Here is a 21049-nt window from a genome sequence, read left to right as displayed (position 1 = left end):
TGACGGAACATCCGTCAGTAGGCTTCTACTTCCACGATCTTTTTTAGCAGGTTCACCTGCTGTCGTTGCAGGGACAGCATCTCGGTCAGCTTGGTGTCGATCACAGAGGTCAGCTCCAATTGTTGGCGTTGTAGCCGGCTGTCGGCCGGTTGGACGTCGATGTCCGGTGTGGGCTGTTTCAGTTGTGCCCTGTCTTTGGGCGAGCGCTCACGTAATCGGCGGTAAGCCAGCTCGAAGCTGTGCAGCCCGAAGGTGTGCAAATCACTGTTCGAATAGCTGCGTCCCCGCCCTTCAGCGGCCAGCCAGCGGCGTACTTCCTGCCTTACAAAGCCGTCGAGCGACTCGAACTGCTTACCCACATCGCCATGCTTATAGTAGTTGGCAAAGCCGTCTACCTTCCTGTTGACACGCTTAAAAAACGCGTGCGGGGCGATACCCCTGCAGCGGTTTATTTCCGGTGTCAGCCGCTCCCGGAAAGAGGTGATCTTCGCGTCGGAGATACGGGCATAGCCCCCTGCAAAGCGCCAGCCGCAGAATTCGACGGCCTTGTCAGAAAAACGGCCCGATTGCGTCTTTTCCGTGTTCAGGTCCAGGTCGTAGCTGAAGGATAGCGTATTCTGCAGGAAGGCGTAGATATCCGCAGCCTGTTCCTGCGACTCCGTACAGATGAACACGTCGTCCATAAAAACGATAAAGGGAACCCTGAAGCGGCGCTGCACCTCGAGCCATACCGGCACCAGCATCACCGGGGCCAGGATGGCCGATACGGCGGCGCTGCCGATGGGTATACCACGCGTTACAGGCAGGGAGCCGCACCACTCGTTCAGGTTGGGCACATAGCGTTTCTTAAAGGCTTTGGGCACGTAGTCCAGGCCCAGCAGTTCGCGGTAGGCCACCTGGCAGCCGACGATCAGGTCGCGGTGCCGGATAGCCGGGTAAAACTTAGCGATATCCGTCCGGAAGAAATAAGGCCAGGCCTTCTTGTTCCTGCGGATAAAGCCCGTGATATAATCATGCGAAAACCCGCGGATGTGATGCCCTTTCAGCCGGCGCGCGATCTTGTCGCGGAACTCGCGGCGGAGGCAGGCGGCCAGCTCCTTCTCCCAGACCGTTGCGGTCTGCGAGTAATAAGGTACCGGGCGGATGTTCTGTTTTAGCATTGTTATCTTGTATTTTTATTTTATTTTTCTTCGCTTACTGTTTTTTTCTCCCTTGTCCTGTCGGCCGTCTTCACGGCGGCAGGGTCGCGGAAGGACTATGTGCTGCTAGCCAGCACGTTAGAGGTGCTCCTGAGCCGCTTTTGCGCCAATTTGACGCGGTTTTTATGGTTTTGTTGCATCGTATTTTATCGTTTAATGTATTCATATTCACCTTTTTAGCCCTTATCCCGAGTCCCCGACCTTTTTTTTAGTTTATATAGGGTAGCGTAGCGCTACCCTATAGGGTGGGGGTGGCAGTGAATAGACCATGATGCTGAAGGGCATCAGTAAGATTTGGTTTACTGGGGCCTTGAACGTTAATTATAAATGAGATCCAATATGCACTTACGATAAGCTTGGTATCCTAGGGTCGGATTGTTTAGAGCTGATCTGGCTATAGTGACTCCGAATTTCACGTATTGGAGCCCTGTTTCGGCATTATAGTGGTCATAATTTCCGTTATCAGCATTGCCATTGAAGAATTTCCAACCATACCAATTGCCCGATCCACCATTCTTGACGAGTGGACTAAACCAGGCGTCATGGGCTGCGCCTCCGTTTACAAAGTACATGTCATTGCTAGTGTTAGCGCCAGGATTGGTCATCCCGCCGGCGTTTTGACAACCTTCTGCATTATAAGTGCTTTCAGCTAACACGACGGTTATATGGTTCAAAGGACAGTAAGCTCGAACATTAACAGATCCGGTGCCAGTAAATACGAAAGACGCATCGTTAATGCATTTACCCGTTCCCGTAACGATTATCGTCTCGCCATCGTATGGGTAGTAAGGGCCCTCCTCACCGTTAAACAGTAAATGTCCGTCCCCGGTCCCCAATTTTGTACCCTGTTTGATGGTAGGTATTTCAATCCACCGTGCTTGGTATTCATGGTTGTAACCGTTGGTGAGACTGATTACCGGCTGTCTAGGATCCCCCGCGACCTTTTGTCCGGATGATGTATTGTACCACCCGTCCCATACGTATCCGTCGTTATCTGAAGTGGCCGGAAGTTGGACCTCCTCGTTGCTATTGTAAAGTCCCGATATGTCGTTGAACGAGCCCGCGGCGTCGATATTCTTAGAGAGCGTCAACGTCTCTTTCCGTAGCTGATTAACAGTAATTACTACTGTCATATTATCCGCCTTGAGATGGATAAAAGCGGAGCGGTTTACAAGCCCGGCCTCAAGAACGTCTATGGTCAAAGGCTGGGTCACGTTGGCTGCCCCGTTGTCGGGAGTGGCGGTGAGCCAATCGATGGTTTCTCCTGAGGGGCCCTCGATCTTATCGATTACCCACCCGTCCGGATGGTCTGTGAATACGTCAATGATGTCATTGCCGACGCTCGATGGGAAGGACAAAACGTTGGTGGAGACCTTCAGGTGGTTATTGCCGGCAGTCACCATGGCATGGCGGTCGTTCCACGCTTCCACGGTGGCTTTGATCATTGCGCGCCCGGTGTAGGCATCGGCCGGTTGGCCCGCGCCTTCAAAGTCTATCCCATCGAGAGTTACATTATATGTATAGTTGCGTTTAACATCGATGAAATTGTCGCCGCCGTAATCCTTCATTTCTACACGGTAATACGATGTTGTTCCTTTGTATAAGCCGCCTACGACCAGGCAGGTGGCGTCCAGCGGATCTGCTCCGGCCTTGGCGATGTTATCGGCCTCGAAGGTAAAGATCTTATTCTCGATTTTGTTCGTTGCCGAAGTGGTGAAAGGCCCGAACGTTGTGCCGCGGGGCATCTCCGCGCCTGCTACGACAGTAGGTGCATTAACGATTTTCTGCACGCTGTTCCAGTTATCCGGGATCATGCTGCCTTTCTGGCGGGGGTTGTACAGGTAAGCCTCCTGCAGGACGAAGTCAGCTTCGGTATTGGTGATATTGATCCGGGCCAGCATACGCGTCAGGAAGACCTGCAGCCCTACGGGAGCATAGCTAGCCGTAACGTCCTGGTTGGTGATCTCGCCCCACATCGGGATGCCTGTCATGGTGGAGGCGTCGAAAGCGGTACTCTGCGACAGCACAAGGCTGCTGATAACACTCGCTTTGGTGTCACCCCTGGAGATCGTACTCAGCAGTGATTCGACCTGAGTGCGGCAATTGGCCAGCACGACGAGCGTCTGGTTTTCCGCCTGTTCGGCCAGGATAACGCTAAAGGTCGAAGCGCCTGCCGTATATCCTACGGTGGCACGGTAGAGGAAGGTTCCCCTGTCCACATCCGTCGGGTAGCCGGGGTCTGTCTGGAAGCACAGCACATCGACCGTATTGACCTTAGCCTCGTCAGCAGGCATGGCATAGGTCACAGGGCCGGCCGCCGCGGTGGCGCCCGGTACGGACATCGTGATGGTTACCTGTTTGCCCGCGCCGTTTATTTCCACGGACTCTTCGTTCCTGCACGAGGTGAAGGCCATGGCCAGCGTCAGCAGGCAGTATACCCCAAGACCCGACAGGGCCGATCCGGAGCGCTTATACAGTTTTTTTTGTATCATATCTTTGAGCTTTTTTTAATATTGCATTTTTTTGTCATATAATTGCGTACCGGCATGATTTTTACCCGTTTGATGCATCCTGTTATATCTTTTAATATGTTCGTATGCATTTATTTTTATCTATTTATCAATTCCCGGCCTTTTTTCTTTTACATCGGATACCTCGGCACTACCCTATAGGTAGGTAGTAGCGACAGTGAGCTGAGCCTGGTGCTGTTTGGTGTCTATCGACGGTGGCTACCTGATTTAAGGATTGGTTGACTGCGTAACCGTCACTACATGTGTAAAAGGCCCGGACTGTATTTTTATTTTACCTTCGCGCGCCGCTCCGGCATTTTCGCTAAGCAGAACCGTTACGGTTTCCATTGTGTTGGCGTCTCCTTCCGTGTCATCGACCGAAAGCCAGCCGCCGGCAGCAGGCGTTGTGCCGTCCGCTTCGAAACAGGATATCGTCCAGGCGGCAGTGGATTTAACGGTGATTTTGTTATCGGTGGCTGCTGCCGTCACTTCTTCATATCCGAAGTCAAAGTCCGGCGCATTGACCGCCAGGTAATTCGTTGCATTCCAATAGACATCGGTTAAGTTTTCATCGATGACGAAGAGCTGCGCTGTGATGTTGGTAATGACCTCCGTCGATGCCAGGGCGGCGGCAGCCGAAGCAAAACCCGGGCCGCTGACCTGTGAGACGGTGAATATGTATTTATGGTTGCGGACGATAGGCATGAAAGCGCCTTTGGTGGTACCGCTAACGGTACCGTCGTAGGTGAAGTCAACCGGATAGAAGTATTCATTACTATTGTATGTCCCTTTGATAATGATGCGCGGCGCGGTCTGGGCACTTATCGTTGCGCCTGTCGGGGCGGCCGCCTCGAAGGCATAGATCTCTCCGGCCATATTGGCCGACACCACAGCCCCGGTATAGATCATCGGGGAGGTGGCATTCATCACCGCTCCGGGCAGGTGAGGCTGTGCCGGGGAAGCCCCGTATTGCGTATCGTCGTTGACCAGCAGGCCGTTTTTCCTGAAGTTGTACAGACTCACTTCTGTGAGCGTGAAGGCCGTGGCGGTGTTGACGATATCCACACGCGCCAGCATGCGTACCAGCTTCAGGCCGCTGAAGGTCTTCGACTGGCCCTGCTGTATGGTGATACCGTTCCCCGCTCCGTTTGCATATTCGCCCGTCATCGGGACCGGGGTTGGGTTCGGGTTGGTTGCATTCCATTGTCCGGTGGCATGGGTATATTCGATGGCATTCAGTTCGCTAATGGGGCTGTTGCCGGCCAATCCGGCGACCTGGCTGTCGGCATTGGCGACCACCACCAGCCGGCTGTAATCGCCCGCAGGGAGGGACAGGGTCACCTTGATATTGACATTATCGCTGCCGCTGACCGTGATATCCGATGGTTGGGCCTCGACCTTCTGTTGAAGCTGTTCGGTGCCGCTGACAACTTTGTAGGCCAGCACGGTAAGCTCTTCCACCTGGTTTTCCTGACCCGCGGTCATGCCGTAGGTCGAGGGCGTGCGTACACCGGGTATGCGCACCTCGAGGGTCACATTCCTGTCACCGGTATGTGCGGGATCAGGGATTTCATTGCCGGAATCCTCCGATGTGCAGCCGGATAGCAGCGCCATGGTTAACAGCAATAAGGTTATCGTTATTGTTTTCATCGCCTCTTTCGTTTAGTTTTTATGAAGCATGGATCGAATCAGTAAATCATTATTCATCTTTTCTTCTTGCCTCCTGCTTCCTGTTTTCTTTGTATGCTTGTTTTTTTATATGTTTAGTCCGGCTTCCATCCTTCCAATGCTTGTTGAAGGCCCGGGCCGTTGCCTGTTTTTATCAGAACAGCGTGTTTACGGGGATGTTGCCCCAGTTCTCAAGCAGCGTGACGATAACCACTTTACCCTCGAATGAGATCTCGATCGGTATGGTGACCTCCTTACCGTCAGCGATGACGATATTGTTGTCGGCTATGAACTGCTTCAGGTTAACGGTATGGAGCACCGTATTGTCCGTGCTGTTGTCCAGCACGTCTATCGTGATCGGGTTATCCGCCCGGAAGCGCAGCACGTCGCAGGTGGCCTCGGCCTGTTTGTTGCCCGTGTCTACCGTTACCGGCGGATAGTATGTCGTAGGGTCACCGTGGGTAACCATATTATAGTCGTATGCAGGTACAAGGTTGTTCACCCTGATATAAGGATAGCCTGAAGGCGGTGCGCCGGCAGCGGTGCTCGGCAGGCCTTTGGCTTGTATGATGAGCCGGATATAAGCCGGTGTGAATGGCACTGTTTCGTTATTGGCCGTGCCGGGTTTGACCGTAAAGGTATGTTTGCCGTAATACAGGGCATCGTTGGTCGGTATACGCGCAGAATTGAAGTAACCGGGATGGGCCACTTCGTGCGCTGTAAGGCCGGCTCCATTGGACAGCCCGTTGATTTGGGTATTGTCGAAAGCGTTTCCCCAGCAGACAGCTGTATAATCACCTGCCGGCAGGTATAACCCGACTCCCCGGAAGGCATCCAGATCGTTCTTATCAACTTGCACCGTCTCCACCAGCTTTCCGCTCGGATCGTATATCGCGACTGTCACCCGGTCGATATGGTCCGGAAAGTCCAGGTAGGAAAATGCGAGCGTCAGATTCTCATCCGGTGGGCAATCAACCAGTTCATCACCGATACATCCGGTGAAAAATACGGACGCAACTAGCAGGATTAATGTCTTCAGCTGTTTCATATGTGAATAATTTATTTTTGTAAGGCAATCGCAGGCAATAACCGCGTTACCGCTTGCTTGTTTATTGGCTTTATTTTATGTTGTCGTATCGTTTATTATACCGTTTTACAGAGTCCGTTTCCGGTAAGTTACCGTGAACCGCTTTATGATAAACCCTCCCGGGAGAGGGGAGGCTCCGGTGCGTTATACCCGGAACCCTTCCCCGTCCCTTCTGAAGGTTTTTGATTGGTTTCACCGGAGCGGCCGGACAGTGTGTAAGCCCGGGCCTCTCCCGTGAGGGGTTCAATATTTGTTATTAGAATACAGGATCGACGTCAAAGCCTTCCCATGGCGTTACAGTAGCACTCACAACAACTTCCTCAGTAGCATTTGTTTCCGGATCCGGTGACAGATTTCCGCCTCCTATCAGAATAGGATCACCGGCTACACCGCCATTTAAGCTGTATACTTTTCCCGGTGCCAGTTCTGTTAAATCAGCTCCGCCTACTTTCAGGTTTTTAATAGTAATAAAATAAGGACCGGCAACATCCTGGTATGCGGCATCATCGTAATCTATATCCTCTATTTTAAAGACGATATGGGGAACCGCACCTTGTTGTACCGAGCTGATTTCAGTTCCATTTGCCGATGCTTTTACAGGCAATACAAAATAAGACCATTTGTCGGTGCCGGCCGGTTTAAAGCTGGTAGCGTCTGTAACCGATGCGTTGGCCCATTCATCTTTGAAACGTGCAGGGTAATTACCGTCTATCCATTTTGCATTAGCCTTGTCATAGTTTAGAATCTCTGTAGCCAGAGTCGGCTTAGTTACATAGTCAATACCGAGTTGTGTGTATGTATTGTTGATATAAATCCCTGTCAGTTTGAAACTCTTCAATTTAACAGCTGCGCCCGCATCTGCCTTTATCTCGCCAATCTCAATCCGGGAAATAGCAGGAACCAGCGTTACAGCGGCAACCTTTTTACCTGCATTTACACCGGCACCATCTGTTAGGGGAGCGCGGCCGAATAAGTTAACAGCTGTTTGCGCGTTGGTCTGGCTGGCCTGTAAGAACAGTGTCTCGTTCAGTTTCGATAACGGATCATTTCTCACTATTGTAGAAAGAGCAGGGGATGTTGCCACAGTTCCGCCATTGGCGACAATAATCACATCGGATACGGCACCCGGCACATCGGTAAATGTTTTACCTGCTGCTGCCTCAGCGGCATTCAGCGTACCAACTTCCAGTATAACGCCGCCACCGACGAAGAATACGTTCGTATTTCCGGTGATAGTAGGTGTCACTCCCACTGCTGTCGCTTCAGGGGCATAGGTCGACGGCACGAGGATACGCACGGACACGCTTTGTGTAGGAAGATCGTCCGCCGGAGCGTTCGCGTCGTCATTCGAACAGCTGCTGAATCCTAATAGCAGGGCTGTTGCTGCAATAATTGCATGTTTGAAATTTGTTTTCATTCTTTTTGTTTTAAAAATGTTAATAAAATAAATATTCGTCTGAAGTTTTAATTATGAATTATGAATTATGAATTATGAATTATGAATTATGAATTATGAATTATGAATTATGAATTTTCTTAATCGTTTTTTTGTTTTCTGACTGTTTTTCTTAATCGTTTTTTTCGAACTGTTTCTCTTAACTGTTTCTAGTTTCTCTTAATTATTTCTTCTTTCGCTTAGCTGTAACTGTTTCTTCCAGCTATGTTTAAATCGTTCCTTCCCTGATCTTTACGGCCCTCCTGTTTCCCTGTTTTGTTAATACGTGTTGATACTTTTGTCCGGGTTGTTTGTTTCATTTTCATTCCCTGGTATTATTATGAATAGCTTTTTATTGCGGTACCGGCCTGCAAACCGCTGCCTGCCGGCTTTCCCCCTGCCGGCGCGCCGTATGTCGACGCAGGCAGGTTTGCGGGGACGGTTTACCGGTTTTTATACCGTTCCATTTTCTGATTATCGGCCCGTTTGACCGCCACTTCCTCCAGGTTGCGGGCTGCTTCCTCACTGCCGGCTGTTTTCGCCCGGTTAAACAGGGCTTCGGCTTCATCCAGTTCCCCTGCCAGCAGGCGTATCACGCCCAGGTTGTTCAGTACGGCCGGATGGTTGCCGCCGGGGGCTGTGCCGGCTATCCTGTCCAGCAGGCGCCCGGCGCTATTCGGTTCCCCGTTTTCGATCAGCAGCGCCGCCGCGTTGACGTTTGCCGTTACATCACCGGGATAGTATCCTGGGATCGCCTCGAGCAATATATCCGTATACTCCTTCGTGCCTTTGCCGTAACTCCGGGCCAGGTTGTAAAGCTCCAGCTGGGACAGGTCTTCCGGTTTGCGGCTGAACAGCGACTTGCTTTCTTCGAGAGTGTAATCCCTGACCGTATAGTCGACCCGGTATTCCACCCTGCGGAGTTCGGGGAATATCTCCCGGAGCATCTGCCGGTAGGGCGCACCGTTCGCCAGGCGCATCAGGGCGACTTCGCGGCCGGCCGTTATTCCCGTGGTGGCAATAATTTCCAGTACCTTGTCCCTGTATTCCATACCGGAGGCCTGTACCTGTACGACCAGCCCGTCCCAGTCCTCGGCCACATGGCTTACCTTGAAAAGGCCCCCGTCGAATCCGAACTTCGTTTTCAGGTAATCCCTCAACGCCAGCGACCGTTCTTTCGATAAACGCTCGTTGGTGGCGTACAGCCCGTCGGGGGAAGCATAGCCTTCGATAAACAGGCCGGTGATCACCGCATCGGGGTTGTTTTTCACATCCGAGACGGCCTGGCTGATCCTGGCCAGCTTCGGGGCATTCCGGCTGAAACCGGGATCGATGTGCGAACTGTCTGCCTGGAAGTCCAGGAAGGCTTTGCCCCGGAGCTGGCGCGCCTTGGTTTCCCTGTCCGGTACAAGGAAGGATACCGCGGGGCTGGCCTGGTAGGGCACATACGCTTCCATTTCCACCTTATCGCTCAATGACAGCGCATACAGCCGTGATTCCTGCCTGTAACCCGTTACCTGCTGGTAGAGCACGAAACGGGCGGAACCCAACCAGGATTCATAGGGGATTTTCAGCTTATACAGAAGTGTCGTATCGGTGGACTGCCGGGTATTTACATGCATCTGCGGACGATGATAGGCGGACCGCTTATCTGCTCCCGCAAGGGCGAAAGAGCGTTCGTTCAGTTTCTGGCGTTCATCCCCGTCGATCAGTATATAGGGAAGGGTCAGGGTTTTGCTGTCCGTATTGTTTCCAGCCCTCAGTTCGGGAATCAGCAGCATCGATTGACTGCCGGTAACGGCCTGGCCCTGTATGTGTACCGAAAAGCTTAATAACAGGCTGTCACCTTCCTGTTTCAGCCCGGCGCTTTCGACCTGCAGTCGGCCTTTATAGAGGTCCTTGTTCTGTGCCGGCAGGCTGAGCGCCGCCAGCAGGAAAAATACAGCCGGTATATGGGAAATATGGAATCGTTTCATACGTTTCATTGTCTTATTTGATTATATAGATGATGGATATACCGGCCTTGGTAGGCCCGAAATAATGCTTGCTGCCGCTCTCCAGCAGCTTGCCGCAGGTTTTGCACTCATACCTGTCATAGTCCGAATAGGCAAACCCGAAGCCGAAAGTGGCTTCCAGGTTCCAGCGGGGGGAGAGCATCCAGTGGTAACCGTAGGAAATGCCCGCCCCGAAAAGGTTGCCCCGGTAACGGCTGGTCTCCAGGTCCGGATACAGGTCCAGCGGCAACTTGATGGCCCCCACATTGTAATTGGCATAGAGCGCATGCACACCGATGAAATGACTGAAAAACGGTTCGTAAACCCAGTAACGGAGCTCCGGCTGCACCAGTATATGTTTCAGCTTCCTGTTCCCGCTATAGGTGAAGGGGTTGTAATTAACCGGCAGGTCCAGCGTATAGCGGCTGTCCAGCTTAACCTCCACCCCCAGGTTGAAAGTGGTGGTAGCATCGTACAATAAATTGGTCTTGACTGCCAGGTGCGGCGAGGACAGCGGCAGGTTGCCAACTACGTCCTGCCCCCGTACGGATACCAGGGCAATCGCCAGAAGCAGAAATAGGATTACGGATTGTTTCATAAAATATATAGGTATTATTTAGTTGACTTCATGTTGTTCATTGTTTGCCGGTTCACTGCTGTATGACGGTTATTTCCGCCTTGTCCATCCACTGTTCGTAGTCCAGGGATATACGGTAAGGGTAATCGATGGCCGCCCGGCCGGTTGCCTGCAACAACTTTTTTATATGGTAAGAGCGCAGTATGTCCCCGCCAAGGCCCCATAAGGCAAGCCGCAACGACCGGTAGCGCGAACGCCCGGCTACCAGAACCATCGGTAACTCCCTGCGCCTGTCCCCGGCCGACAGTACGGGTATGAACTGGTGTGACTGGTCGGCCGTGGCCATATCCCCCACAAATTGCATGTCCAGGCCGATATAAAACCGTCCGCCCTGCCGCTCCATCGTTACCGGTAAATAGTGAACTCTGCACATCTTTTTGTATTGTTTTTGTTAAACGTTTCATCTGCCAGCCTTACCGCCTCCTGTATACTGTTTATACCGTTTTATCCCCTCCCGGATGAACCGGAGTAAGATTGCATGCCCCCCTGACGGAAAGGCATGCATCGAGATATATTTATCTGATTCCGGCATCTGACACTTAGCAAGTGTCGGATGGTATGTAGACTGGATTGCAATCGTCTGTATATTAACACATTAACAAGCAATAAATAAATACAGGGGATAACTTCTGACACGAACCGTTAAACAGGCGGACCCCCGACGGCAGGAAAACCGGAGGGCGACAGGCTTTTAATCTGTTGATAACCAATAGCCTTTCCGGGTACAAACCGGCCTGACACAGCAACAGCATCATTAAACATGGATTAAACAAACTCAAAACCAACTGAATATGGATTTATCATACCTTAACGAACACATGGCCTGCCGCACCTGCCTGAGTTGCGACAGGGACGCCAGACCGGCCATTGAAACCAAAGAGATCAGTACCGGCAGCAGCCATGAACAACAGGCCCTGCAGAGTAAGATCATCTTCCTGCTCAGGGGGGAGATCACCTATTCCTTCGGGATGTACAATAACCGCCGGATGCGCTGCGGGCAGGCGCTTTACCTGCCTGTAGGCTACAACTTCAGCTACAGGGCTGAATCCGGAGCCCTGCTCCTGTTCATACGCCCTTACTCCAAGCTGCAGTTCTGCGACTGCTACAGGCTGGAGGACCTGGTACACCGGACCCCGGATACGGGAACGGATTCCCCCTACCTGCTGGAAATGAAGGAACCCGTAAAGGGGTATACGGATATGCTGGCCTACTGTATACGCAAAGGGCTCTGTTGCGGATATTATAATGAACTGAAGATAAATGAACTGCTCTACCTGCTCGGGGAATTTTACTCGAAAGAGGAACTCGCGTTGTTTTTTCACGAAGCCCTGAGCGGCGACCCGGGTTTCTCCCTTTATGTGATGAACAATTACCACAACTACCACTCCCTTTCCGAGTTGGCCGCCGCGATGAATATGTCCCTCTCGGGCATAGAGAAACGCTTCAGGAAGGTATTTAATATATCCGGGTACAAGTGGATGAACCAGCACAGGGCAAAAAAGATATACCATGCCCTCTGCACGGGGGAGAAATCGCTAAACGAACTGCGCGCTGAATTCGGCTTTGCATCAAAAGCCTCATTCAGCCGCTACTGTAAGCAGCACCTGGGAGAAACCCCGGGCGGGATAAGGCAGCATAACCGGCTTGGGTGTGAAATAGGTAAAGAAAGTGTAAAAATGGATAACCGAATCTAACAACATTATTAAAAAATAACGCCTAACTTTGCAATTGTTTATATGCGTTAAACAAACTTATTCCGACACTTGCTAAGTGTCAGATGTTAAGATGAATAGATAAAATGAACGCAAAACGTTCGGTTTTGTGTTGTCCGGCTCAGAATATGCTCCTATTTTCCTCCTTTCAGTAAAAATATGCTTACAAATATAAAAATACTTTTTTATTTTCAGCCGGAAATAAAAGAAAATATGCCCTGCCATATAAAATAGCGGGTAAGCTGATCAAGAAATGTAAGCTATAGTTTTTGTTTGTAAAGGCATATAAACCGGTTTCAGCCCTACAGGCAGGCGAAGCCGGCGGTAGCGGATGGCGGGGAGACCAGGGCCAGGGCGATCTGCTCGTTGGCCCGGTCAAGGGTCGAGCGGTCGAAGGAGGCCAGGTAGGTATAGGTCATCTTTTCGGAGGAATGCCCCAGGCCCTCGCTGATAACCCACAGCGGCAGGTTCTGCTTCTTGCCGATGGTCGCCCAGCTGTGGCGCGAGACATGGGTCGTTAATTTCTCCCCAATGCCGGCCAGGGCGGATAATTTTTTCAGGCGCTTATTCTGGAGGCGCAGGCCGTTCTCGTATTGCAGGCGCGGGGATCTGTCCGCGTCCCGGATGACGGGGAAGAGGTAGGGGCTGTGGCGGACCTCGCCGCTGAAGCTGTCGATGATGCGCTGTAAAGTGGGCGTGACCGTCACCTCGATCTTCTGGCCCGTCTTCTTGCGGTAGTAGCTGATCACCCCCTGGCGGATATTCTCCTTGCGCAGGTAGGCCATATCCACAAAGCTCATTCCCCTTGCATGGAAGCAAAAGAAGAAATAGCGCCACGAAGTATAAAGGGCCCTGTCTGTAGTTTTATCCTCCCGCGGGGCTTCTTTAAGCTGCTTATGCGCATTTACAGGCGGCTGGGTTTGCCGTTCCAGTAAAGCCGAAAAATCAAGGCTGTTCAGCGCGCGGAGGCTTTCGATATCCAATGCCCGTTTACGGGTTTTCTGGAAGCCCGTGAAAACATGGTCAAAAGGATTCTCACGCCGGGCATCGATCAGTTTCTCCTTGACGGCCTTCCAATAGATGGCACGCAGCATACGCATATAGTAAGAGATCGTATTCATGGCCTTGCCCCGCTCCTTGAGGTAGGCCTCGAACTCTTTCATCATACAGGCGTTGATCTGGCTCAGGGGGATATCACGCCCCTTATTGAAGGTGATAAGCCCGCGGCTGACGGTGCGGTAAGCACGGGCGGTACGCTCCTGGCCGGCACGCAGCAGGTTGCGCTCCTGCAGCCCGGCAAAGCCGGAAAGGTTGGCCGGGTTATGCTCCCTATGGTAACTGCAAAGGATGTCATCAACGGTATAACGCCCCGATTTCTCCAGCCGCCCGGCCGCTTCTTCGAATTGTTCGCCGTAAGCGCAAAGGCTTTCGGTTACCTTGCACAGGTAAGGGTAGCGCGGGGAGCCCTCTTCAGGAAGATGTACCCTTTGCCCGGCCCCGTCCCATTCGTGGGGGTAAAGCCGGAAAGGGCTGGTGATGACTTTGACCTTGCGGCTGTGGATCAGGCGAAGGCACAGGCTGCCCTTGCAGCGCGCTCCGCTGACGGACTTGCGCAGGATAAACTTTAATGTGGCCATAATTTAATGCGTTATTGGTATCATATATTATTTGTGAACCTCTCTGTAATTTGTCCCTGAAGACCGGCGCACAGTCCGGGAATTCAATGAGCCCATTTGTGGCCCGCTTACCGGCGCCACTTACGTGCTTAAGCACAAAGGTAAGACAGACAAGCGGATTCAGGGCATTTTAGCCCGGATATTTATCGGGGAATAAGATTTATTCACCTTTACTGTTATTATCGCCCTTTTAGCACCATTATTTTAGAAGCGATGGACAGGGGCTGCATGCAGGAAGGATTTTCCTTGATATACAACAATAATATTTTATCAGGCAATATCCCGTAAAAAAATATTAAAATCATTATATTTACAGGTATAATTATGAACCAATTTTTCAAAATTATGTACAATACATCATCAAAAGCTGTATCTGCCCATGTAGCGGTTGCGGCATTTATCGGAAAAGTCTTTTCATTTAACAGCAGCCTGAAACTGCATCACTGGCATATTACAGGCCCAGGCAGCTATTCCGCCCACATTGCATTGGATCAGGCTATCGAAGACCTGCTGGATGTAACCGACCGCCTGGTAGAAACATCGTATGCTACAATAGGAGACCTGGATATCGTAATTCCTGAAACAAAGAATCCATCGGATATCGTAAAGCATGCGGAAGAGTTTGTCAAATACACGGAATCCCAGAGGGAACTGTTTACGGAAGCCTTCACCCAGGCTATTATCGATGACTATCAGGAAGCAATCCGGCAATTATTGTACCGCCTGAAACGCCTTCAATAACAGGTAGTAATCTTTTATCCAAATACCGGTATTTTCTTTATTCGCAATACCGGTGTTTGCCGTTTATTTATTCTTAAAGAAGGAGTTAATAAGCATGATTCCATGCCGGTACTTTTTAGCGGATCATTTTGAAACCTCGCACATCAATACCCCCTTTCCCGTCACATCCGCTTTGGCAATGGTAACGGCTTTTCCCGTATAGGTTTTAGCGACCGCCGTACCCGCCGCGTTCCAGAGTTTCCATGTATAAGTATATTCCGTACCTGCCGCGTCCAGCTCCTCTCCGCCGCGGTATAGCACTGCTTTAGCGTCCACATCGTTGGCGTCGTTCTTAATAATAAATCCCTTCTGGCTCACGATATCCACCATAACAGGGTCGGACATATCCGAGAAGGAGATAATATCACATACGATCTTATTGGCGGAAGCATTGCCTGCCGAAGTATCCGTGTCTTTAATCGCGCATTTGAAGGTTTCAAAATTCAGGACGGCATCGGCGGTGATGGTAATCTCATTGCTTGTCCACCCTGCCGTTACTCCGCGCGGGTTGGAAGAAGTCAGGCACGACCAGCCCGCTCCCAGCATGGCATTGTAATACGGGTTCCTGACCGTAGCCCCGGATGCGGCCTCCGCCGTCAACGCGGAAGTCAGGGTAACTGCTTTGGTCGAAGTATTGACCGTCGAGATCGTATGTGTAGCCGTACCGATAACAATCTTCCCCCCGGCCTCCATATTGGCTACCGAAGCGACGGTTACGGTAACGGCCCCGGTCGCGGCAGCAGCCGAAAGGGTCGTATTGGCAAAGACGGAAGAATCCTTGATACCCCAGCAATAGGTTACGTTGGTCGTATCGATTGCCGCCCCGCGCCACAGGTCGCAGTGCGCCTTTAACGAAGCGACCTCGCCGTTACGGAAAATGACCCCGTCCGGGGCATAGGCGATAGCGCAGATCGTGGCTCCCGCCGACTGGTGCCGGGTGAATTGTATCTCCGAGCGGAAAGCGATCTCCAGGCCGTTCGCATCAATATACACCGCTTCGAAGGTATACCGTACCTGCGGCGATGTAATGCTCATATGGTTCGTATTGACCGTCAGGGCATATTTGGATGCTGCTGCGGCTATAGTGCAACTGTCTTGTCCCGAGGTGACGGCTACTCCGTCCTTATACCACCTGGACGAGCCGGTCTTGATTCCGGGTGTCAGCGTAGCCGCGTTCCCTACTGAAGTAACCTGGTCGGCATCTCCCTTACCGCTGACGAACAGGGCAGGCGTCAGTACCAGATAAGGGGACGCCGTCCATGCCGGGGCATAGGCGTTGGTATCTTTCGTATAAATCTGTGTCAGCGGCTGGTTGGAGCCGATAAATGCCTGCAGGCTGACCGCGTCGTTCTGGTCGATAATGGTGACCTGTCCACGCGCTGCTTTTTGTGCCATGATCCTTGTTTTTTATATTGTCGATAATATTACTTCGCAGTCGAATACCGCTTTGCGGTAAACATCCTCTCCGGTTATCTCCAGTGTTTTCCCCGTATGATCCACGCTGTTCCATAGAGCATCGCCGGCAATATCCTTACTGCTCCTGATCCACCTGAAATTTGCAGCGGGTATTTTTCCGGTCACATCTTCACTGCCTTTATATACCCTTGCCGACAATAGCGTTGAGACAGCTCCGTTTCTAAATACGGAACCGTTGGAAGAGCTTATATAGATAGAATATGCGCTTTGCCCGTCAAATTGTTTATAAATGGAGAAAATACTATCGTATTCCTCTTCCTTGAAAGAAGCAATATACCTTACAGGCAATACATTGCGTCCTTCCCAGTAATGCCCGTCCGGCAGGATACGTATAAAATCCTGATTATATCCGGAAAGCTCTTTCCATACTGAACAAGAATCCAAATACAGCCATTTTCTGTTCGTCGCAATAAAATTATTTTCTGTAGCGTATATAATAATCTCTTGTGGTTCGCATTCCTCCTCCGGTTCATCCGGGTAATGGAAAATATTTGCGCCGCTAAGTGCTACGGATTTAGGTAAAAGGTTCTCCTGCATTTCGGAATCAAAGTCCTCCCATTTGATCGTTACGTCCTGCAGGCTTATCGTATCTTTTGTCCATTTAAAGCGTCCCGAGGCAAAGTGTCCCGTGCCGTCGGGATTGATGACGAATGAATTATCTCTTGAACTTATCGAACCATCATTGTTTAACCGTAACAAGGGGTTTTGTATCGTACCCCCGATACCACCTTTAGAAAACCAGGCCCCGTAATCCTCTACATAGGAAAGCGTCCCGTCTGTAGGCTGGTATTGAGACGGGGTGGAACCTGCCTCCAATTGCGGCGCTGTTATAAGCATTCCGCTGACAGGAGCTTCCAGCCGGATAAGGCAATCCGTCTCTTTTGAGTCCTTAAAGGTGAAAGGGACGGAATACCTCTTCCAATCTGTAGAATCCGCCTGTATATCCTGCAAATGGTATTCATCCTGGTATACTGCTATATTAGTGGCAATACCTGCTTTTATCCAAATGGAAAAACAATATTTTTTATTCCGATGGGATTCCCGCCATCCGGCTGATTGTACTTTCAGTTTTGTTGTGTTTCCGGTTATCCAGCATTTACCAATACCGACTGGGGAATGTTCTTCGAGGGGTGTAACAGGAGAGTCTGTAAACTCGCAGTCGATACTGTTTCTGATGACGTTCTTATGTATCTTTCCTACATAAAACGTAGAGCTGAACCCGTTCTCATCCCCGGCAGTCAGTGTCCCGGCAATATTGACGTTTTGGGTGGCATACATATTCCGGAAGTAAGCCCCGTAGCCATCAAGCACGCCAAAAACCGGGTCTGCGATCCCCTTTACTTTTCCGATCCGCACTTTTGCCGCGTTGGCGAAGGTGGATATATAGGATTGCAGGACAATATTCAGGTCCGCGATTTCAAACCAGTCTCCCGTCGCCTCCAGTTGCCGGGTAAGGTCAATATAGAGGCTGCGCTGATAATGCGATGGCAGGTCGATGGTTACCATAAACAGCCTATATTGCCATCCTGTATCGATACCGATGGTTTGTTCCCCATCCGCTTGCCCTGCGTCTTCCTTAAAACCTAAAGATACATTTACCCCGGTCATAGCTTTTGAAGCCCTGGCCTTAAACGAAACGATAAGACGCTGGGGATGGCTCAATTGTTTCTCTATCGTCTGCTTTATCCCTAAGAAGTCAGGTTGCCCCACCATTTCATTCCGTGTAATGCGGTATATACGGCCGGCATCCTGTTCCGATTGCTTATAGGCTGTATCCAGAAAAGGGCTTCCGCTACAACTATATTTATTCTTATCCGCATTATCAGGGTTTCCACCCGGTATATAGGGATAACATAATGAATGGTTATATGCCAGGCCGTCTATTACATCCAGATATGGAGCTTCACTGTCAGATGCCGTTAAGTATAAGGCGCCACTCCTGTCATTGTCATGCAGGTTGGTTACACGCACAAAATCCAATAGTTCACCACTCTGAGGTTCATCCCCTTCGATCAGCGCGCCTATGATATAGGAAGATTCTTTTTCGTCGATTATATCAACGCCTGTTTCAAGGACAATCATCAGGGAATAGATAAGGTTGGGATTGTCAAAATATTGCCTGCGGACAATATCCCCAACCCTTAAGCCTTGTGTCTTTTTCGACTCCGGGCTTATAATTATTTTATACCGTTCGTATTTGAATATAGCCATCTGATCCTATAATTTTTCTACCGTGTCCCCGGAGCAATTGTCGCTCACCCAGAGAGCGCCGTTGGTTGCGCTTATCTTTTGTACTTCCAGTTCATAAATGCGCATCTTCTTCCGGATTGTCAGTTCATCGAAAGTGGCGGCAATATTCCCTGATGTCTTATTCCGGATAACCGCCCATCCTGAACCGGCAAAGCCGGATGAAAAGAATCCGGAACTCAGGTTATCCATAAAATATGCGTTGCCATAATGTTTAATGCCATCCGTTGCCGACAACAGGTATTTTTCATTACTGAAGAATAGTCCCCCGTCTGTCAGCCGGGTGAAGGAATTATTGATGCCGATATGCCCCTGGGCTTCGAGCGGTTTGTTTACAAAGAAAAAATCCGCGTCGGTACGTATGAAGAATGAGTTGGACAAGCGGTCCATAGGAGCGTACCTGCTTACAGAAGGGTTATGCAAGAATATGGTCTTATGGGTAAATACCTGCCTTTGGTTGTCTTCTCCAACGTAGCGTACCAACGCAGAGGAGAAAGCGATCCCATCCGGGTCCCCGGTAAAGAAAGCCCCTCTGGAATCCGTAAACCGCAGGTTCTTGTGGATAATCATGCCTTCATCGTCCTTATCCACCCTGTAGCTGGAAAAGAGGATGTCCCCGTAGTTATGCCTTACGGTCAATGAATCCGGAAAATAAGCCGCCCCATACCTGCTGAGCAGGATATGATCCCCGTCAATATCGGAGATGCCGGAAAGCAGCCTTGTCTTATTGGTATTATCACTTCCCAGGAGTATATCTCCGCCAACGGCTCCCAGCTGTATATGCTGTTCATTACTGACCATCAGTACCGGAATCCCCTTCATTTTGATACCGAAGCCGGAAGCGAAGGACAGGAAGCTGTTAAAGCCTACCTGTTCTTGTTCTACAGAGACCAGGGTATTGCCATCATAGCCAAGACTTGCGCCATAACAGGCTTCCAGCATCCCGGATAATACAGCTTTCCCGGCAACGGAGAGGTTTTTCCCTATATACCCGTTCCCCATAGACCAGTCTACAGTCGCAAGGTTAGCATTCCCTGCATGATATACGTCTTTTCCGTTTATCTGCAGAGCAGCCGGGGAGAGGTAAATACCCTTCGTTTTATCCTCGCCTATGATCAGTTCCCCGGCCAATAATAGTTTGGAATCCAGGAAATTTATACAGGGGTTGTTGATACAGGCAACCTGCGACTCCCTGTCATACGATATAAACCGGCTGCCCCCGATTATCAGGTTGTTTCCGCCGATTTCGACATCCCCGGTAAAACTGGCTCCATATACATCTCCGTCTTTTACAAAGGTCCGGATAACAGGGGTATTTCCAATCCCGGCCTCAAAGCCGTAGTTGGCCCGCAGCATGCCGGACATATCGCCGCCGCTTTTCTTCAGGTATTCCAGTAATATGCCGCCTCCACTGTTTCCGGAACCTTCGCCGGCAACACCGCCTGCAATGGCGTCGGCAAAATTATAAGCCGTATTGCGGAGGCGGACGGATGTTTCATCGCCTTCTTTTATATATTGCTTGTCCTGCGCGTTAAAGAAGTTATGGTACAGTTGTATATAAATGCTGTAACACAAGCTGCCTGTATCCAGGTTCTCTATGGCGGGATGAATGGTTACGGTATTCATTTGGTATAAGCTGATTTGGAAAGGAATTGCTGTATTTTGGCTGTCAGGGCTGAAAAACTGGCAGCATTGACTGCCGGCATCGTTCCCATTAATGTCGGTGTCATGATTTTGCTGCATTCGGTCAGGAAGTCAAGCATCAGTTGCGCCAGTTGGTTGCCGAGTACCAAAGGTTCTGAAGCATCATCCGCCCCGATGGTTACTTTATCACCCGTAACTGTAACGGAAACATTTCCGACCTTTACCGTATAGTTGTCTGTAGTCTGGCAGGTTTCGGATTTATCAACCTTGTGGCGGATCTGCCCGGGAACCTGCTCTACTTCCGACTCTTTCCCCTGCTTATCCTTTACCCGGGTAACGGCTGTTGTTTTGGTATAGGTTGTATATGCTTCATTTCCTGTTTTCTCCAGTTCATCATAATCAGGGGAATCGTTGTCTTCCAGGTCCAGTTCTTCGGTTTCCGTTACCCCGATAACAACTTCGGTATGTGCATTGAGCTGTATGAAATCGGCATGGGAGAAATTCAGGACATAAGAATAACGGGTCGCGGCATCCGATATGATGGTAACATCCGAGAATAATGTAGGGATGATAAGGAAACCGCCGGAATTATCTTTCAGGCCTGAAAGCAATACTCCTTTATGGATGACCGGCTCGCTGCTGGCTGTTTCATCGGGGAATTCACCGACATCGATTGTCCCGGCATATTCTTCAAATTCATCATCGCTTTCATCATCGTGTACCTTAGCGACATAGCCATGAATCATCCTGGCTGTGCCGACTCCGCCGGTTCCGCCGGGCGACATATTTATGCGTTCGATACTCCGGCCCAGGGCAATCTTGCGGATCGCCTCCCTTATCATCAACTGGCTGTTGTTGCCGGTCTTTCTGTTATTTTGATCCATAATATTCATTTGTTCTGAAACTCTCTGTATAAAGAAGAATAGGTAGATGGGCTTTCAAAAAGTTACAAATAATCATTAAGGTTATTTCAACAGGACAATT

General features: G+C 50.4%; 15 protein-coding genes. 2 read left to right on the top strand and 13 right to left on the bottom strand.

Annotated elements, in window-relative coordinates:
* Window positions 1-14: 14 nt before the first annotated feature.
* The 8 genes from ACYQ3L_RS04290 to ACYQ3L_RS04255 form a co-directional block, all read right to left on the bottom strand.
* On the bottom strand, window positions 15-1160 hold the full coding sequence (locus ACYQ3L_RS04290) for a reverse transcriptase domain-containing protein (protein WP_459952329.1): 1146 nt from the start codon (window positions 1158-1160) through the stop codon (window positions 15-17).
* Window positions 1161-1516: 356 nt separating this feature from the next.
* Window positions 1517-3691, bottom strand: coding sequence for a hypothetical protein (locus ACYQ3L_RS04285; protein ID WP_459952328.1), 2175 nt, complete (start codon window positions 3689-3691; stop codon window positions 1517-1519).
* Between the two features lie 246 nt (window positions 3692-3937).
* Window positions 3938-5359 carry a BACON domain-containing protein gene (locus ACYQ3L_RS04280; RefSeq protein ID WP_459952293.1) on the bottom strand — a complete coding sequence of 474 codons (1422 nt, stop codon included), beginning with the start codon at window positions 5357-5359 and terminating at the stop codon, window positions 3938-3940.
* Between the two features lie 172 nt (window positions 5360-5531).
* On the bottom strand, window positions 5532-6425 hold the full coding sequence (locus ACYQ3L_RS04275) for a FimB/Mfa2 family fimbrial subunit (protein ID WP_459952292.1): 894 nt from the start codon (window positions 6423-6425) through the stop codon (window positions 5532-5534).
* 295 nt (window positions 6426-6720) lie between these two features.
* Entirely contained in the window at window positions 6721-7881 is a 1161-nt protein-coding gene (locus ACYQ3L_RS04270; RefSeq protein ID WP_380002078.1) for a hypothetical protein, read from the bottom strand.
* A 461-nt stretch (window positions 7882-8342) separates the two neighbouring features.
* Window positions 8343-9884, bottom strand: a complete 1542-nt coding sequence (locus tag ACYQ3L_RS04265) for a DUF3868 domain-containing protein (RefSeq protein ID WP_380000560.1) — start codon at window positions 9882-9884, stop codon at window positions 8343-8345.
* 4 nt (window positions 9885-9888) lie between these two features.
* Complete coding sequence (locus ACYQ3L_RS04260; RefSeq protein WP_380000562.1) at window positions 9889-10491, bottom strand: DUF3575 domain-containing protein; 603 nt, start codon at window positions 10489-10491, stop codon at window positions 9889-9891.
* Between the two features lie 52 nt (window positions 10492-10543).
* Window positions 10544-10903, bottom strand: coding sequence for a hypothetical protein (locus tag ACYQ3L_RS04255; protein WP_459952291.1), 360 nt, complete (start codon window positions 10901-10903; stop codon window positions 10544-10546).
* Window positions 10904-11321: 418 nt separating this feature from the next.
* Between ACYQ3L_RS04255 and ACYQ3L_RS04250 the strand changes: the two genes are divergently transcribed.
* A complete protein-coding gene (locus tag ACYQ3L_RS04250) occupies window positions 11322-12224 on the top strand; it encodes a helix-turn-helix domain-containing protein (protein WP_459952290.1) in 903 nt (300 codons plus the stop codon).
* Between the two features lie 320 nt (window positions 12225-12544).
* On the opposite strand, the gene ACYQ3L_RS04245 is transcribed toward ACYQ3L_RS04250, so the two are convergent.
* Window positions 12545-13879 carry a phage integrase SAM-like domain-containing protein gene (locus ACYQ3L_RS04245; protein WP_459952289.1) on the bottom strand — a complete coding sequence of 445 codons (1335 nt, stop codon included), beginning with the start codon at window positions 13877-13879 and terminating at the stop codon, window positions 12545-12547.
* Window positions 13880-14263: 384 nt separating this feature from the next.
* Here ACYQ3L_RS04245 and ACYQ3L_RS04240 point away from each other — a divergent pair, with 384 nt between their 5' ends.
* Window positions 14264-14659, top strand: coding sequence for a DUF5856 family protein (locus ACYQ3L_RS04240; protein ID WP_380002040.1), 396 nt, complete (start codon window positions 14264-14266; stop codon window positions 14657-14659).
* Window positions 14660-14782: 123 nt separating this feature from the next.
* Here ACYQ3L_RS04240 and ACYQ3L_RS04235 read toward each other — a convergent pair whose 3' ends face one another.
* From ACYQ3L_RS04235 to ACYQ3L_RS04220, 4 genes are read right to left on the bottom strand one after another with little or no spacing between them, the layout of a single operon-like run.
* Window positions 14783-16093, bottom strand: coding sequence for a hypothetical protein (locus tag ACYQ3L_RS04235; RefSeq protein WP_459952288.1), 1311 nt, complete (start codon window positions 16091-16093; stop codon window positions 14783-14785).
* 12 nt (window positions 16094-16105) lie between these two features.
* The gene (locus tag ACYQ3L_RS04230) at window positions 16106-18385 is read right to left on the bottom strand and encodes a hypothetical protein (RefSeq protein WP_459952327.1); all 2280 of its coding nucleotides are present in this window, start codon (window positions 18383-18385) and stop codon (window positions 16106-16108) included.
* 6 nt (window positions 18386-18391) lie between these two features.
* Complete coding sequence (locus tag ACYQ3L_RS04225) at window positions 18392-20047, bottom strand: hypothetical protein (RefSeq protein WP_379993837.1); 1656 nt, start codon at window positions 20045-20047, stop codon at window positions 18392-18394.
* Window positions 20044-20949, bottom strand: a complete 906-nt coding sequence (locus ACYQ3L_RS04220) for a hypothetical protein (protein WP_379993838.1) — start codon at window positions 20947-20949, stop codon at window positions 20044-20046. Before ACYQ3L_RS04220 ends, ACYQ3L_RS04225 begins: the two co-directional genes overlap by 4 nt.
* Window positions 20950-21049: the final 100 nt, after the last annotated feature.

This window comes from Dysgonomonas termitidis (assembly GCF_054657735.1).
The sequence above is the reverse complement of the archived record's forward strand: the minus strand, read 5'-3'. Positions and strand labels throughout refer to the sequence as shown.